Annotated in this window: 9 protein-coding genes; 8 read left to right on the plus strand and 1 reads right to left on the minus strand. The window is 67.0% G+C overall.

All coding sequences use genetic code 11. The annotated features are described in order from the left end of the window. Positions 1–146 precede the first annotated feature (146 nt). From SH203_RS07670 to SH203_RS07695, 6 genes are all read left to right on the plus strand, one after another. The gene (locus SH203_RS07670; protein ID WP_087120291.1) at positions 147–2,378 is read left to right on the plus strand and encodes a TonB-dependent receptor; all 2,232 of its coding nucleotides are present in this window, start codon (positions 147–149) and stop codon (positions 2,376–2,378) included. Positions 2,379–2,558: 180 nt separating this feature from the next. Continuing rightward, complete coding sequence (locus SH203_RS07675; protein ID WP_087120292.1) at positions 2,559–3,878, plus strand: aspartate aminotransferase family protein; 1,320 nt, start codon at positions 2,559–2,561, stop codon at positions 3,876–3,878. A 67-nt stretch (positions 3,879–3,945) separates the two neighbouring features. Further along, the gene (locus SH203_RS07680; protein WP_234989424.1) at positions 3,946–6,540 is read left to right on the plus strand and encodes an ABC transporter substrate-binding protein; all 2,595 of its coding nucleotides are present in this window, start codon (positions 3,946–3,948) and stop codon (positions 6,538–6,540) included. After that, positions 6,537–7,394 carry an ABC transporter permease gene (locus tag SH203_RS07685; RefSeq protein ID WP_087120293.1) on the plus strand — a complete coding sequence of 286 codons (858 nt, stop codon included), beginning with the start codon at positions 6,537–6,539 and terminating at the stop codon, positions 7,392–7,394. Before SH203_RS07680 ends, SH203_RS07685 begins: the two co-directional genes overlap by 4 nt. A 2-nt stretch (positions 7,395–7,396) precedes the next feature. Next, positions 7,397–9,013 carry an ABC transporter ATP-binding protein gene (locus tag SH203_RS07690; protein WP_087120294.1) on the plus strand — a complete coding sequence of 539 codons (1,617 nt, stop codon included), beginning with the start codon at positions 7,397–7,399 and terminating at the stop codon, positions 9,011–9,013. Beyond that, entirely contained in the window at positions 9,010–10,140 is a 1,131-nt protein-coding gene (locus SH203_RS07695) for a P1 family peptidase (protein ID WP_087120295.1), read from the plus strand. The genes SH203_RS07690 and SH203_RS07695 overlap by 4 nt, the downstream gene beginning before the upstream one ends. A 111-nt stretch (positions 10,141–10,251) precedes the next feature. Here the strand turns inward: SH203_RS07695 and SH203_RS07700 are convergent, their stop codons facing one another. Continuing rightward, positions 10,252–12,240, minus strand: coding sequence for a hypothetical protein (locus SH203_RS07700; RefSeq protein WP_143275699.1), 1,989 nt, complete (start codon positions 12,238–12,240; stop codon positions 10,252–10,254). A gap of 159 nt (positions 12,241–12,399) precedes the next feature. Here SH203_RS07700 and SH203_RS07705 point away from each other — a divergent pair, with 159 nt between their 5' ends. After that, complete coding sequence (locus tag SH203_RS07705; RefSeq protein WP_087120297.1) at positions 12,400–15,291, plus strand: TonB-dependent receptor; 2,892 nt, start codon at positions 12,400–12,402, stop codon at positions 15,289–15,291. 58 nt (positions 15,292–15,349) lie between these two features. Beyond that, on the plus strand, positions 15,350–16,630 hold the full coding sequence (locus SH203_RS07710) for an alginate lyase family protein (protein WP_087120298.1): 1,281 nt from the start codon (positions 15,350–15,352) through the stop codon (positions 16,628–16,630). Positions 16,631–16,692 lie beyond the last annotated feature (62 nt).

Below are 16,692 nucleotides of genomic sequence, written 5' to 3' on the forward strand. Positions count from 1 at the left end.
TGGAACGGGGAGCCGGCGGCTGGCGCCGCAGGGTTCGACGGGGGCCATCCGGGTCGATCACAGGGACGGCGGGCCCCGTAAGTCTCGCTGATCGGTCGCGCAAGATCGCTCAGAACGATCCGGCGACCACGCAGGGGGTGTGGACGATGAATCGTCTTTTGGTCAGCGTATCCGCCGGGGCGCTCGCCGCCCTGATGTCTGTCGGCCTGGCGTCCGGCGCCCAGGCCCAGGCTCAGTCCCAATCCAAGCCGCAAGAGGCCGAGCGCGCCGACCGTGTGGACGACGTCATCGTCACCGCCCAACGCCGCGAACAGGCGGCGCAGGACGTCGGCATCGCGCTCAGCGTCCTCAGCGGCGAGACCCTGACCAAACAGGGCGTCACCAACGTCAACCAGCTTCAGAACGTCACCCCGAACCTGGAGGTCGAACCGGCCTTCGGCGGCGGCGCGGCCCAGTTCCGCATGCGCGGCGTGGGCTTTCAGGACTACGCCTCCAACAACTCGCCCACCGTCGGCGTCTATGTGAACGAGGTCGCCTATCCGGTCCCGGTGATGACGCAAGGGTTGATCTTCGACATCGACCGGGTCGAGGTGCTGCGCGGGCCGCAGGGCACCCTGTACGGCCGCAACACCACCGGCGGCGCCATCAGCTTCGTGACCAAGCGGCCGACCGAGGATCTGGCCGCCGGCCTGATGACCGAATGGGGAACCTTCGAACAGTTCCGGGCCGAAGGCTATGTCTCGGGTCCTCTGGGCGGCGGTCTGCGGGGCCGTCTGGCCGTATCGACCGAACAGGGCGGCGCCTGGCAACGCAACCGCGACACGGGCGAAAGCCTGGGCGACGCCGACCGCACCGGCGCACGCGCCCTGATCGCCTGGGATCCGACCGAGAACCTGTCCCTGTTGCTGGACGTGCACGGCGGTATCGACAAGTCCGAGAACCAGGGTCTGTATCTGCTCAGCGACCTGACGACGCGCGGCGGTCGCGCGGGCAGCCGCCTCATCCCCGCCGACCGGGATCACTCCAAGACCGGCTGGGGCATCTCGCCCCGTTTCGCCGCCTCCATCGGCCGCAGCCCGGACGCCAAGCCCGGACGCGACAACTCCTCCTGGGGCACGTCGCTGAACGCCAACTGGGCGCTGAACGGCCTGAGCCTGATCAGCATCACCAGCTATGAGACGCTGAAGCGCAGCGAATACGGCGACTGGGATTCCAGCCCCTCGGTCGAGGCCGACACCTTCTTCGGCAGCGACGTGGACGTCAGTTCGCAGGAACTGCGCCTGGCCTCGGACGGCGACGGGCCGCTGACCTGGGTGGCGGGCTTCTATGCGTCCAAACAGGATCTGAACGAGCGCTATTTCTCGGACTTCATCGACATCTACGGCACCTACGCCCAGGTCACATACGACCAGTCGGTCAAGTCGTGGAGCGTGTTCGGCCAGGGCGAGTACGCCATCACCGACAGGCTGAAGGCCATCCTGGGTCTGCGTTACGAGGAAGAGACGCGCGAACTTCAGGGCTTCGGCTCGGCCTTCGGCGGCGCCACGGCCCTGCCGCCGACCACGGTCGAGACCAAGATGACGCCCCTGACCGGCAAGGCCGCGCTGGAGTTCAAGCCGACCGACAATCTGCTGATCTATGGCTCGGCCAGCCGGGGCGCCAAGTCGGGCGGCTTCACCACCTACAACACCGGCGACCGCAGCGGCATCCAGCCGTTCAACCCGGAAATCCTGTGGGCCTATGAGGTCGGGTTCAAGGCCGATCCGTCGCGCATGCTGCAACTGAACGGCGCGGCGTATTTCTACAAATACACCGACCAGCAGGTGCTGTCGGCGGTCTGGGGCCAGAACGGTCCCGTCGGACGGTTCGCCAATGTGCCGTCCTCGCACATCTGGGGCGCCGAGCTGGAGGCGGTGCTGCGGCCCGTCGCCGGCCTGCGGATCAGCCAGTCGCTCAGCTACAAGAAGGGCGAATACGACGAATACGAAGCGATGGACGTGCCGGCCTCGCGCCTGGCCGGTCGCGCCGTCTATGTCGACAAGTCGGGCGATCCCATCCTGTTCCCCGCCTGGTCCTATTCCGGGTCGATCAGCTACGACTGGTCTGTCAGCGGCTTCGCCGTCACGGCCGAAACCAACTACAGCTATCGCGATGAATATCCGTCCTGGCTGGGCGCCAAATACGACGTGCCCGCCTACTGGCTGGCCAACGCCAGCGTGACCGTGGGCCCCGAGAACGCCAACTGGTCGGTCGCCTTCTGGGCGCGCAACCTGTTCGATCAGGAATACGACCTGACGCGCAACTTCTTCACGACCGCCGACATCGCCCAGCCGGGCCGTCCCCGCACCATCGGGGTGCGCCTCAGCCTGGCCTATTGAGGTCCGGCCGGGCGGTGCGACCCCGCGTCGCATCGCCCGCCGCGCCCCTGATCGCGCCGCACGAAATCCTGATCGGAACGCGGGCGAAGCCCGTCTTTTCAAGATGTTGAAGCGTCGGAATAACAGGCTTTCCTTCGTGGGCCTTTCATCCGCTATTGGTCGTTGCGAAAGGACTTCTGCATGACCGCCCAGGCCGCCAACGACCTCGATCCCTTCTGGATGCCGTTCACCGCGAACCGCAGCTTCAAGGCGCACCCCAGGTTGCTGGCCTCGGCCAAGGACATGCACTATTTCACGCCCGACGGCCGCCGCATCCTGGACGGCACGGCGGGCCTGTGGTGCGTCAACGCCGGCCATGCGCGCAGGCCCATCGTCGAGGCGATCCAGCGCCAGGCCGAGGTGCTGGACTACGCCCCCACCTTCCAGCTGGGCCATCCGCTGGTGTTCGAACTGGCGGCGCGGCTGGGGATGCTGTTCCCGGGCGACATCGACCACGTCTTCTTCGCCGGTTCGGGTTCCGAGGCGGTGGACAGCGCCCTGAAGATCGCCCTGGCCTATCAGCGGGCGCGCGGCTTCGAGAACCGCACCCGCCTGATCGGGCGGCAGAAGGGCTATCACGGCGTCGGCTTCGGCGGCATTTCCGTGGGCGGGCTGGAGAACAACAAGCGCGGCTTCCTGACCCTGCCCGGCGTGGATCACCTGCCGCACACCCTCGATCTGGACCAGGCCGCCTTCTCGCGGGGACAACCGGCCTGGGGCGCGCATCTGGCCGGCGATCTTGAGACCCTGATCGCCCGGCACGGCGCCGAGACCATCGCCGCCGTCATCGTGGAGCCCCTGTCGGGTTCGGCCGGGGTCATCGTGCCGCCGGTCGGCTATCTGGAGCGTCTGCGCGAGATCACCGCGCGCCACGACATCCTGCTGATCTTCGACGAGGTCATCACCGGCTTCGGCCGCGTGGGCGGGGTGACGGCGGCCGAGACTCTGGGCGTCATCCCCGACCTGATCACCTGCGCCAAGGGGCTGACCAACGGGGCTGTGCCGATGGGAGTGGTCGGGGTCCGCAAGGAAATCTACGACGCCGTGGTGAACGGCGCGGCCGGGCCGGGGATCGAATTCTTCCACGGCTACACCTATTCCGGCCACCCGCTGGCCGCCGCCGCCGCCCTGGCGACCCTGGACGTCTATGAGGCCGAGGGGCTGTACGACCGGGCGCACGACCTGGGCGGCTATTGGCAAGAGGCGGTCCACAGCCTGAAGGGCCTGCCTAACGTCATCGACGTGCGTAATCTGGGCCTGGTCGCCGCCGTCGAACTGGCCCCCCGGCCCGAGGCGCCGGGCGCCCGCGCGACCGAGGTCTTCCACCGCGCCTTCGATACCGGCCTGCTGATCCGGGTGACGGGCGACGTCATCGCCCTGTCGCCGCCGCTGATCATCGACAAGGCCCAGATCGACGAACTGATCGGGGGTCTGGCGGACCTGCTCAAGACCACGCCCTGAAAGACGTCCTGACGGGACACGCGATTTGGGCGATGCTGCACCATCGGCGAAGAGGAGACGGCGCGACGTGACGAGGGGGGAGGCAGACAAGGTGTGGAGCCGGTTCAGCCGCGCCCTGCTGGCGGCCGCCCTTCTGCTGGGCCTGACCGCCCTGCCCGCCGTCGTTCAGGCGCAGGCGTCCCCCCGAACTCCCGGTGATCGGCTGGTGCTGGGCCTGCCGCTTGAACCGCCGAACCTGGACCCGACCTCGGGCGCGGCCGCGGCAGTGGACGAGGTGGTTTACGCCAACGTCTTCGAGGGCCTGACCAAACTGACCCAGAACGGCGCCGTCGCGCCGCTTCTGGCCGAAAGCTGGGAGGCGTCGCCCGACGGCCTGACCTGGAGCTTCCACCTGCGGCGCGGCGTGACCTTCTCCGATGGTTCGCCCTTCGACGCCTCGGTCGCCAAGTTCAGCCTGGACCGCATCACCGCGCCCGGCTCCACCAACGCGCAGAAGGCGCTGTTCGCCCCGATCCAGCGGGTGGAGGTCGCCGATCCGGCGACCCTTCGCATCCATCTGTCGCGACCGATGGCGACCCTGCCCTATGTCCTGGCTTGGGGCGATGCGGTGATGGTGTCGCCCAAAAGCGCCGCGACCGAGGCCGTCGCCCCGGTCGGCACCGGCCCGTTCCGCCTGCAGAGCTGGCAGCGCGGCAGCCAGCTGACCCTGACGCGCCGCGACGGCTATTGGGGGACGCCGCCCCGGCTGAACACCGTCGTCTTCCGCTTCATCGGCGACCCCACCGCAGCCTTCGCCGCCGTCAGCGCCGGGGACGTGGACGCCTTCCCCAACTATCCCGCCCCCGAGAACGCCGCCCAGTTCCAGCGCGATCCGCGATTCCGCGTCGTGGTCGGCGCGTCCGAGGGCAAGGTCATCCTGGGCATCAACAACGCCAAAGCGCCCTTCAACGACGTGCGGGTGCGCCGCGCCCTGTCCTACGCCATCGACCGCGACGCCCTGATCCAGGGGGCCATGTTCGGCTTCGGCCAGCCGATCGGCAGCCACTATTCGCGTCAGGCGCCGGGCTATGTCGATCTGACCGGCCTCTATCCCCACGATCCGGCCAGGGCGCGGCAATTGCTGGCCGAGGCGGGCTATCCGAACGGGATCGACGTGACCCTGCGCCTGCCGCCCCGCCCCTACGCCCGGCGCAGCGGCGAGGTGCTGGTCTCGCAACTGGCCCAGGCGGGCATCCGGGCCAGGATCGAGAATCTGGAATGGGCTCAGTGGCTGGATCAGGTGTTCAAGCGACATCAGTTCGACCTGACCATCGTCGAACACGTCGAGCCGATGGACTACGACATCTACGGACGGAAGGACTATTATTTCGGCTATGACAGTCCCGCCTTCGACGCCCTGCTGAAACAGGTCCAGGCCGCGCCCGACGAGGCGACGCGCACCCGCCTGCTGGGCGATCTGCAACGCCGCATCGCCGAGGACGCAGTCAACGGCTTCCTGTTCCAGTCGTCGCGCATCGGCGTGTGGAAGGCGGGTCTGAACGGCCTGTGGATCAACGCCCCCATCGCCGCCAACGACGTGACCGGCGCATCCTGGGCCGGAGCGGGCGCGGCGGGCGCGGCGACGGGGGACCGCAGCGCCGGCGGCCTGGCCTGGGGCTGGATCGGCCTGATCGCGGGGGCCGGCCTTCTGGCCTTCGTCGGCTGGCGGTTCGGCGCGGCCTGGCTGGCGAAGAAGCTGGGCGGCCACGCCCTGACCCTGCTGGCGGCGACGGTCGTGATCTTCCTGTTGCTTCAGGTCGTGCCGGGCGACCCGGCCAGCTACATGATGGGGCTGAACGCCAGCCCGGAAAGCATCGCCGCCCTGCGCCAGCAGATGGGTCTGGAGGGCTCGGGCCTCGAACGCTACTTCGCCTGGCTAGGCGATCTGCTGACCGGCCGCTTCGGGACCAGCTACACCTATCAGGTGCCGGTCGGCGGTCTGATCGCCGAGCGTCTGGCCGTCTCCGCCCCCCTGGCCCTGATGGCCACCGTTCTGTCCCTTCTGGTCGCCCTGCCCATCGGCATCGCCGCCGCCAGCCGTCGCGGCACGGCCGTCGACACCGGCCTGATCGGCCTGACCCAGATCGGCGTCGCCCTGCCCAATTTCTGGATCGCCATGCTGCTGATCCTGCTGTTTTCGGTGAACCTGGGCTGGTTCTCGGCCGGCGGTTTTCCGGGCTGGAGCGCCGGCTTCTGGCCCGCCTTCAAGGCCCTGATCCTGCCGGCCGTCGCCCTCGCCGCGCCTCAGGCCGCCATCCTGGCGCGGGTGCTGAGAACCGCCCTTCTGGACACGATGAACGAAGACTATGTCCGCACCGCCCGCGCCAAGGGTCTCAGCGTCAATCAGGCCCTGTGGCGGCACGCCCTCAGGAACGCCTGGATTCCGGTCCTGACCATCCTGGGCCTTCAGTTCCCCTTCCTTCTGGCCGGCGGCATCATCATCGAGAACGTCTTCTCCCTGCCCGGCCTGGGTCGTCTGGTCTTCCAGGCCATCACCCAGCGCGACCTGATCGTGGTGCAGAGCGTGGTGGTGGTGCTGGTCTTCGCCGTAGTCCTGGTCAGCTTCCTGATCGACCTGGCCTATCTGTTCGCCGATCCGCGTCTGAGGGGGCGTCGCGCATGACCGAAGCCGTCGCTCTTCCCACCTCGACACAGGCGCGCGCGCATTGGCCCCTGTCGCTGGTCGTCGGCCTTGTCCTGACGGCGGCGGTGATCGCCACCGCCCTGACCGCCCTGGTCTGGACGCCCTACGACCCGGCGGCGGTGGACATCGCCGCCAAGCTGACGGCCCCATCCGCCGCCCACTGGATGGGGACCGACCATTTCGGCCGCGACGTCCTGTCGATGATCATGGCGGGGGCGCAGAACTCCCTGATCGTGGCCCTGGTCGCGGTCGGCGTCGGCGCGAGCGTCGGCACGCCGCTGGGCCTGCTGGCGGCGGCGCGCGGCGGCTGGATCGACGAGCTGGTGATGCGCGGCAACGACCTGATCTTCGCCTTCCCCGCCCTGTTGCTCGCGGTCATGATCACCGCCGTCATGGGGCCGGGCGCGATCAATGCGATCATCGCCATCGGCGTCTTCAACATCCCCGTCTTCACCCGCGTGGCGCGCGGCGCGGCGCAAGGCTTGTGGACCCGCGAATATGTGCTGGCCGCCCGCACGGCCGGCAAGTCCAGGGCCCTGATCTCGGTCCAGCACATCCTGCCCAATCTGACGAGCCTGCTGATCGTCCAGGCGGCCATTCAGTTCGCCGTCGGCATCGTCGCCGAGGCGGGCCTGTCCTATGTCGGACTGGGCGCCCAGCCGCCGGCGCCCAGCTGGGGCCGGATGCTGGCCGAGGCCCAGACCATGATCGGCTTCGCGCCCTGGCTGGCCGTCATGCCGGGCCTGGCCATCTTCGTGACCGTGCTAGGCCTCAGCCTGACCGGCGACGGCCTACGCGACCTGTTCGACCCCCGCGTCCGGCGGGAGCGTTGACCATGACCGTGCTGGACATCCGCGACCTGACCCTGACCATCGGCGCGACGCCGATCCTGAAGGACGTGTCCCTGTCCGTCGCCCCCGGCGAGATTCTGGGTCTGGTCGGCGAAAGCGGCTCGGGCAAGTCGATGACGGCCCTGGCCGTTCTGGGCCTGACGCCGCCGCGCGCGACCCTGACCGGCGACATCCGCCTGAACGGCCGGGTGATCTCCAACGCCCCCGACGCCCTGATGCAGCAGGTGCGCGGGCGCGAGGTCGGCATCGTGTTTCAGGAGCCGATGACGGCCCTGAACCCTGTCATGACCATCGGCGATCAGGTGGCCGAGACGGTGCGCCTGCACAGGAAGGTGTCGCGCAAGGCCGCCCTGGCCGTGGCCCGTTCGGTGCTGGACCGTGTCGGCCTGCCTGCCGACCGCTTCCCTCTGTCCCGCTATCCCCACGAACTGTCGGGCGGCCAGAGGCAGCGCGTCGCCATCGCCATCGCCATCGCCCTGACGCCGAAACTGCTGATCGCGGACGAGGCGACGACGGCTCTGGACGTGACGACCCAGGCCCAGGTGCTGGACCTGTTGAAGCGGCTGGTGCGCGAGGACGGCATGGGCCTGATCCTCATCACCCACGACCTGGCCGTGGTGGCCGAGACCTGCGACCGCGTGGCGGTGATGAAGGACGGCGAACTGGTGGAGGCGGCGCCCGTCGGCCGCATCCGCACGGGCATGACCCATCCCTATTCGCAACGCCTGCTGGCCCATGCGACCCATGCGCCCGTGCGCCGCAGCCGCCCCCAAACCGACGCCGCCCCGGTGCTGGAGGTCCAGGGTCTGGTGCGCGACTACGGCGGCGCACCCGTCCTGTTCGGCAAGTCCAGAACCTTCCGCGCCGTCGACGACGTCAGCCTGTCGATCCAGCCGGGCGAGAGCGTCGGCCTGGTGGGCGAAAGCGGCTGCGGCAAGTCCACCCTGCTGCGCGCCATACTGGCGCTGGAGCCGCCCCAGGCCGGCCGCGTCCGGGTCAAGGGCCGCGACATCACCGCCGCGCGCGGCGCCGCGCTGAAGGCCATTCGCCGCGACATCCAGGTGGTGTTCCAAGACCCCTACGGCAGTTTCGACCCGCGCTGGAAGGTGCGCGATCTGGTCGCCGAAAACTTTCACCTGCTGGACGCCCGCCCCGCCCCCTCGGAGGCCCGCCGCCGCATCGACGAAATGCTGGAGCGCGTGGGCCTGAACAGCAGCGCCGCCGACCGCTATCCGCACGAATTCTCGGGCGGCCAGCGCCAGCGCATCGCCATCGCCCGCGCCCTGATCACCGAACCCTCGGTCATCTGTCTGGACGAGGCGGTCTCGGCCCTGGACGTCTCGGTGCGGGCCCAGGTTCTGGACCTGCTGGCGGACCTGTCGGATCGTCTGGGCCTGTCCTACCTCTTCGTCACCCACGACCTCGGCGTCGTCCGCAGGGTGACGGATCGCCTGCTGGTCATGCAGGCCGGACAGATCGTCGAACAGGGCGAAACCACCGCCGTCTTCGCCGCCCCGTCGCACCCCTATACGCGGAAACTTCTGGCGGCGACGCCGGATCTGGTCCGCAATCACGTTCTGGAAAAGGAAACCGCCGGATGAACCGCAGAACCGTCCTCGGCTCGGCCCTGATCGGCGCCGCCGCCTCCGCCGCCTCGGCCGCTTCGGCCAGGCAACCCGCCGCCGGATCGGCCGCCCGCGTGTCCGGCCGCACCGGCCCGCTGAACCTGATCACGGATGTCGAAGGCATCAAGATCGGCCAGGCCCACGACGCCGACGTGCGCACCGGCGTCACCCTCATCCTGGCCGAAAAGCCGGCGACGGCCGCCGTCGACGTGCGCGGCGGCGGCCCCGCCGGACGCGAGACCGACGTGCTGCGTCCCGAGAACCTGGTGCAGGAGGTGGACGCCATCATCCTGTCGGGCGGCTCGGTCTATGGCCTCGGCTCGGCCGACAGCGTCGCCGCCTGGATGGGGATGCGCGGGCGCGGCTACGGCATGGGCGGGGCGCCGGGCGTGCCGCCCTCGCCCATCATCCCGACCGCCTGCCTCTACGACCTGGCCAATGGCGGGAACAAGCAATGGGGGATGGAGCCGCCCTATCGCCGCCTGTCGGTCCAGGCGCTGGAAGCCGCCGGCGACCGCTTCGACCTGGGCACGGCCGGCGCGGGCTATGGCGCGGAGGCCGGGGCGCTGAAGGGCGGGATCGGCTCGGCCTCGGCGGTGATGGACTCGGGCTGGACCGTCGGCGCCGTCGTCGCGGTCAACAGCGTCGGCTCGGTCGTGGCGCCGGGCGGCAAGACCTTCTGGGCCGCCCCCTATGAAATCGGCGACGAGTTCGGCGGCCTGGGCGCGGCCGGCCTGCACGCCTCGGCCGAGGATTGGGGCCTGTCCAAATTCCGCCCCCGCCCGCGCGAGAACACCACCATCGCCTGCATCGCCACCGACGTCGCCCTGACGCGGGTGGAATGCCTGCGCATGGCCATCATGGCCCAGGACGGCATGGCCCGCGCCATCCGCCCCAGCCACGCCCCCTTCGACGGCGACACCCTGTTCTGCCTGTCCACCGGCAAGAAACAGATCGACAACCCGGCTCTGCGCCAGGTCGCGGTGGCCCAGCTGGGCAACGTCGCCGCCGACGTCCTGGCCCGCGCCGTCGCCCGCGGCGTCTATCACGCCGCCAACTACCAGGGCGTCACCGGCAAGACCTGGCGGGAACTGGGGGCGTAGATCGACTTAAGCGACTCGATTTACGCGCGTCCGGCGGGCCTCTGCGAATGTCGATTCACTCGAAGGCGTCGGATAAGGCCCCGTCGGCGCAAACAGGATTTGCGCGTCCTCTCATCTATCGCCTCTCAGCCGGAGTCTCCAGCTCCCTCGCCAGCCGTCCGGCACGGCGTCCGCGCTGCAGCGCACGAGGGTTCGGAATGGGCCGACTGGCGACTGGTGCACGGCGTTTGGCGCATGGACGGCGCACGTCAGCCCATCGACTTCAAAGGCTGACACCGCGCCCGTCTCGAATGTCACGCCTGCGGCCGTGGCCTGAGCGCCAGACGAAAAGCTTGCGAACTCCAGCTCGACTTTCGAAATGCGCACGCCTTCTCGTGGGACGGCCACGTCGTGACGGGTGATTTCGCCCGGAGAGAACACATAGTCCGTCGTCATGCTCAGCCGGTCATCTCGAATCGGAGCCGTCTCGCCCATCCGATCCAGCGCCGCCAACCGATAGGTCACCCGAGCGACATCGCCCTGGGTCGTCGTTCGAACGTCTTGGAACCAGGAAAGGGGTTGGAGCACCGTTCCGTCTGAAAGGGTGATCCGTGGGATCAGTTGAGGATATGTCTCATCCGCCGCACCCGCCAGAACGCCCGGAGAATAGGGTATGGGGAAATAAGGGGTGTTCATATGCTGGGTCGGGCCGCCGTTGACTAAAGGCAAGCCGATCACACGTTCGCCGTCGCGATAGGTGATCAGCGCTCGATCCAACGCCCCGCGCGCAAACCAGGTCGTCGTCGAACGCGGCAAGGTCTGCAACCATTGAGCAAACCCCGGGTCCGGTGCGCGATCCTTCCAACCGAGCCGATTCCAGATCGCATTGGTGTAGAACAACTGGTGCGAGAGGCTGATGTTTTCGCCCAGTATCCGGTGTTTGCCGCGATAGGCGTCCGTTCGGCGCCCATGATCCCACATGTTCACCGAGCCAGTGCCGCTATCCAGCCAGAAGTCAGCGTAACGCGCCGCGATCCGTGAAGAGAAGGCGTAGGCCATGGCCTCTTCCTGATCGGTCAGCAGGTCCAACGCCGCTGCGGCGCTCAAGATTTCCAGAAAGCTCGTCTCGCCATAGACGCCGATGCTGCGTCCGTATTCGAAGCCTTCCCCGCGGCGGTTTGATCGTAGCAACACCAGGTCCACCGAACGACGCAGCCAGTCTCGGACCTCTTGAGGGGGCTGGACGCCAGTTTCGATGAATCGTTGCGCGATCTCACCGATAAGAAGCACGCTATACCGATCGAAACGCCCCTCCCCATCGGTTTCATCGGCGAACCCAAACTCACCCGAATACTGCCGGAAGTGATCGAGCGTCTTCACCAGCAAGGCTTCGCTGGCGGTCGCATCCTCCCACCCCAGAAGGTATCGAAGTCGGGCGATGCTGAAGGCGACGCCGAAATAATTGTTCGGCAAATCGATCAGCGTCAGCTGGTCTTCACGGACGAAGGTGCGCCAGTCCAACTTCATTCGCAGACGCGCCAATACGTCCGGGGCCACCGCCTCGTCCAGCAAGCCGGCCTGCTGAAGCTGATGGAGCGCAGACAGGTAGTAGTAGATCCCCCAGGTCTCGTTGTCGTCTTCCATCGTCAGTTCGGACAGACGACGGAACCCTGTCAAAAGGCGGGTGCGGCGCGCATCGCCAGGCGCCGTATCCAGAACGGCCTCGGCCAGACCGATGGCGATCTTCCCGGGAAGGAATTTATCCTTCGCCTCGAACACCTTGACGTCGTCCAGCGTCATGGCTCGTCCACTGGTCGTCAGCTGATCCAACAGGGCGGACATCTGCGGCTTCACGCGATTATGGACGACGGCGTTCATGGCGGGAGCGTCATCGTAGAGGACGCCGCGTTCGACCTGCGCCTGCGTCGGCGCGGCGAGGCCGAGAAGCACGGCGGCGGCGGCGGCGCAAACGCCCGGTCCGCGATTTCGCGTCGAGAAATCCCCGATGAAGGCGCCCCCGGTCGAAGAAGATCCGCGCGCCCCCAGAGCGCATCGGCTCACAGCGACGTTTAGAGGAAAGCCTGCGCCTGAACGCCAAGCGTCGCGGATGCCAAAGGTCATGAAACGTCCCTCCCCAAAGACCGAAAGACCGCGCTGAGATTTTCGGCCGATTCTCATTACGCCAATCTTGCCACCGGTGTCATTTCCAGTCTAGCGTCTGCGACGACACGACACCCGACGAACGGGTGCGACCTGGAAACACTCCTGCTGGGGACTCAAATGTTCGATCAGAAACCGCGCCTGCGCACCATTCTCCTGGCCTCTGCGGCCCTGACCATGACCGCCGCTCCCGTCATGGCGCAGCAGGCGGATTCGTCGCCGCAGCCAATGCCTCAGGAAGGGCAGGCGCAGATCGACGATGTCGTGGTGACCGGCCTGCGGGCGACCCAGCGCAACTCGATCGAGTTCAAGCGCAGCGCCGCGGTCATCGTCGACGCCATCGTCAACGACGAGATCGGTTCGCTTCCCGACAACTCGGTTGGCGACACATTGGAGCGCGTTACCGGTGTCACCGCCGACCGCTTCAAGGGGAACGCCAACGAACTGTCGGTGCGCGGTCTTGGCCCGACGCTCAGCTTCTCCACCTTCAACGGTCGCGAGGTCTCGACCGCCGGACCCGACCGTTCGGTAGCCTTCCAACAGTTTCCGTCGGAACTGGTGAATGGCGTTCTGGTCTATAAGAGCCAGCAGGCCGACTTCGTGGACGGCGGCATCGCCGGCGTGATCGAATTGCGCTCCATTCGCCCCCTGGAAGCCAAGCCTCGACTGCAGTTCGAGTACCGCGGCGTCTATCAGGAGAAGGACGCGGCGATTAACGGTCGCGACGGGCTGGGCTATCGAGCCAATGTCTCCTGGACCAACCGTTGGCTGAACACGGGCGCCGGCGATTTCGGCGTGAGCCTCGGTTATCAGCATCAGGATCAGGCGTCGCCCGAAGACTATTACATCACCAACTCCGCCTTCATTCCCTGCAGTTCGGATGCTTTGAACCCCAGCCTCGTTACGGGGACATCCGCGGCCCAGACAGCGGCGGGAGCGAGCTTCAACTGCGGCCTGCGCGGCGGCATGACCACGGCGCAGCGCGCCGGAACGACGGACGCCCCGCTCTATTTCGCCACGACGTCACGCACGTTCCGGCAGAATGCGACGGACGAGACGCGCGACGGCTTCATGGGGGCGTTGCAGTGGCGTCCGACCGAGCGGCTCGATTTCCTGCTGGACACGCAATACTCGAAGCGTTCCAGCCTCGAAAACCGCAACCAGTTGGCGATCACCGAGGCGGCCCGAGGGATTGAACCGATCATCATCGGCGACGGCGGCCGTTACAGCGAAGGCGCGCTCATTTCCTATCGCGGCAACTCAAATCTGGAAATCCAGACCGAGAACCGTCTGCGCGATGAAGAATACCGGGCGGCCGGGCTGTCGGGACGATGGAACGGCGATCGACTGCAACTGTCCGGCGATCTGTCCTACTCCGAATCTCACCGCACCGAGACGCAGAAGGCCACGAACATGCGGTCGCCGACACGGGTGGCCTATACGTTGGACGCCTCGGCCGATGTCGTGCCCACCGTGGACTTCGGAGGGTTCGACATCACCAATCCAGCGTCTTTCCTGACGACCACGATCGCGTCCAACACCAACTACGCCCGTTATCGCCTGGCGACCGATAGGCGGGACAAGATTGCTGCGGTCCGGTTCGACGGCGTTTACGATCTGTCGCAGACTGGGTTTTTCCGCACTCTGAACATGGGCGTTCGCTACTCGGAGCATGAGCGCAAGACCGATCTGGCCAACAATGGCGACGTCAACACTCCTATCGCCCGCGACGGTCTGACCGCCGCTCAGCTCGTGGCCCAGGCCAACCAGAACTGCCGGGTGGCCTTCCCGGCCTCGGAGTTCATGACCGAGTCCACGACCAACGTCCGGTCTTGGGCCAGCTTCGACAACGATTGCCTGTTCCGCACCTACACGGGACGAGACACCAATCCCCTGATGGCGGACTCGCGCGGCCCCGAAGACATCGACGTCAAGGAGACGATCGGAGCCGCCTATCTGATGACGACCTTCGGCGGGGAACTGCGCAACACGCCCTTCAGCGGCAATTTCGGCCTGCGTTATGTGAAGACGGACGTGGACTCCCGCGGCTATCGCTCGGAGGTCCTGGTGACGCCGTCGGTCGGCGGTTCGGCGGCCACGATCACGACGGCGCCGGGCACCCTCAGCGAAGTCCGCGGCAAGGGGTCCTATGACTACTGGCTGCCCAGCGCCAATGTGAACTTCGACCTCAGTGATCGCACCCGCCTGCGGTTCGGCGTTTCGCGTTCCATCGCCCGTTCCGGGATCGAGGACTTCAATGTCGGCATCAATCCCCAGCCCGACACGACCGCCACGACGGTCCAGGGCGTCCTGGCCAACTCCCAGACCGGCAACCCCAATCTGAAGCCGCTGGACAGCTGGAATCTGGACGCCTCGATCGAATACTACCTCAATCGGGACACCGCCTTCTCGTTCGCCATCTACCAGAAGTGGATCAAGAACGCCTCCTTCGACGCGGTACAGCCCTTTACCACGTCGATTATCGCCAACGGCGTGGAAACGACGTTCAACGCCGTCGCCCCGGCCAACGACACGGCCCAGCGTCAGTTGACCGGATTCGAAGTCACGGGCGGCACCGTCTTCAGCCAGCTTCCCGGTCTGTGGTCCGGTCTCGGCGTCAGCGGCGGCTACAACTATGCCGACGCGGATTTCGAATTCCCAGACCCGTCAACCGTCGCGCCCTATGTCGCGCCGGCCGGCCTGCGCGGCCTGTCGCGTCACAACTTCAACGCCTCGGTGTTCTGGGAAGGCTCAGGTCTTCAGCTTCGGGCCGCCTACCGTTATCGCTCGGAGTATTCGAAGCCGAACAGCAGCACGAACCGCAGCGTTCGCGGCTCGGGCATTCTGAACCTATCGGCCAACTACAACATCAACCGAAACGTCCAACTGAAGCTTCAGGCGTTGAACGTGACCAACGCCCGCGACATCATGTTCAAGCCCGGATACGACGCCGTGACGGAAGTCAGCGAGAGCAATCCTCAGTACTATTTCGGCGTTCGCTTCCGCTACTGACCGCAAACACCCGGCCGTCGCCTTTTCTGGGCGACGGCCGGCCAGGACACTTTCCATAATGAAACGCCTGATCCCCTCGTTGACGGCGCTCGTCGCCGCCTGCGCCGCCCAAGCAGCAGCCGCCCAGTCTGCTGTCGTCGAGTCCAACGCGGCCCCCGTGTGCGACGGCTCCGCCGGCTACTCCGCCGTTTTCGAGGGAAGACGGACCTTTCTGTGGCGGCCCGACTGGCTATCGACGATCAAGGTCAGGTTGAGCGCAGACGCATCGCTGCAGCCGGCCTGGACCGCTCTGAAGGATCGCGCCGACGCCGCCTTGAGCCGCGCGCCCTACACTGTGGTCGACAAGACGATGACGCCCGCCAGCGGCGACAAGCATGACTATATGAGCATGGGCCCCTATTGGTGGCCCGACCGCTCCAAACGCGATGGCCTGCCCTATGTCCGCCGCGACGGTCAGTTCAACCCGGAGCGGAACACCGACGCCTTCGACGTCGTCCGGTTGGAGGCGATGAGTCAGGATGTTCAAGCCCTGGCGTTGACCGGCTATTTCACCGGTGATCCGCGCTACGCCGTCAAGGCCGGAGACATGATCCGCGCCTGGTTCCTGACCCCCGCCACGAGAATGAATCCGAACTTCAATCACGGTCAGGCCGTGCCCGGGCGCGTATCCGGGCGCGCCGAAGGCGTCATTGACGCCCATCGCCTGATGCGCGTGGTTGAGGCGGCGGGGCTTCTGTCGCCCACCGGCGCCCTGACCTCCGACGAAAACCAGGCGCTTCAGGACTGGTTCGGCGATCTGGTTCAATGGATGGCCACCAGCCCCATCGGCCGCCAGGAGAGGGCCGCAGAGAACAACCACGGCCTCTATTACGATACGCTGATCACCCATTTCGCCCTCTTCGCCGGAATGGATGATGTCGCCGCGGCCGTCGCCGAACGCGCCAAGACCCGACGACTGGCGGCCCAGATCGAACCGGACGGCAGTCTGCCCAAGGAACTGACGCGAACCCGGTCGCTGCACTATACGACCTGGACGCTGACCGCCGCTTTCGATCTGGCGGATGAAGCGCGTTGCGTCGGAGTCGATCTGTGGAACTATCGCTCCGACGACGGCCGTTCGCTGCGCGGCGCGACCGACTTCGTCGCAGCCTATGCCGGTCGCGAAACGGAATGGCGCTGGCCGGAACTGAACAAGGCGGAGACTGAAGGCATCTACGAGGTGCTGCAGCGCGCGGCATGGGCCTGGAGCGATCCGTCCTACGCCGACAAGGCCGCCCTCTACGCCGAACGCAACGCGGGCCTAAGCCTGAACCTGCGGACGCCGCCCTACACGCGATAGGTCGCCCGACCGCGCTGTCTTCAGCCGATCCACGGGCGGTTAAGCCGCACATCGCGCCTTGA

It is taken from the genome of Brevundimonas sp. SH203, assembly GCF_002157625.1.
Taxonomy (GTDB): domain Bacteria; phylum Pseudomonadota; class Alphaproteobacteria; order Caulobacterales; family Caulobacteraceae; genus Brevundimonas.

What these genes read in the sequence shown, in the direction of transcription:
- SH203_RS07670 (WP_087120291.1), top strand. Translation starts at nt 147, where the DNA reads ATGAATCGTCTTTTGGTCAGCGTATCCGCCGGGGCGCTCGCCGCCCTG.
- SH203_RS07675 (WP_087120292.1), top strand. Translation starts at nt 2,559, where the DNA reads ATGACCGCCCAGGCCGCCAACGACCTCGATCCCTTCTGGATGCCGTTC.
- SH203_RS07685 (WP_087120293.1), top strand. Translation starts at nt 6,537, where the DNA reads ATGACCGAAGCCGTCGCTCTTCCCACCTCGACACAGGCGCGCGCGCAT.
- SH203_RS07690 (WP_087120294.1), top strand. Translation starts at nt 7,397, where the DNA reads ATGACCGTGCTGGACATCCGCGACCTGACCCTGACCATCGGCGCGACG.
- SH203_RS07695 (WP_087120295.1), top strand. Translation starts at nt 9,010, where the DNA reads ATGAACCGCAGAACCGTCCTCGGCTCGGCCCTGATCGGCGCCGCCGCC.
- SH203_RS07700 (WP_143275699.1), bottom strand. Translation starts at nt 12,240, where the DNA reads ATGACCTTTGGCATCCGCGACGCTTGGCGTTCAGGCGCAGGCTTTCCT.
- SH203_RS07705 (WP_087120297.1), top strand. Translation starts at nt 12,400, where the DNA reads ATGTTCGATCAGAAACCGCGCCTGCGCACCATTCTCCTGGCCTCTGCG.
- SH203_RS07710 (WP_087120298.1), top strand. Translation starts at nt 15,350, where the DNA reads ATGAAACGCCTGATCCCCTCGTTGACGGCGCTCGTCGCCGCCTGCGCC.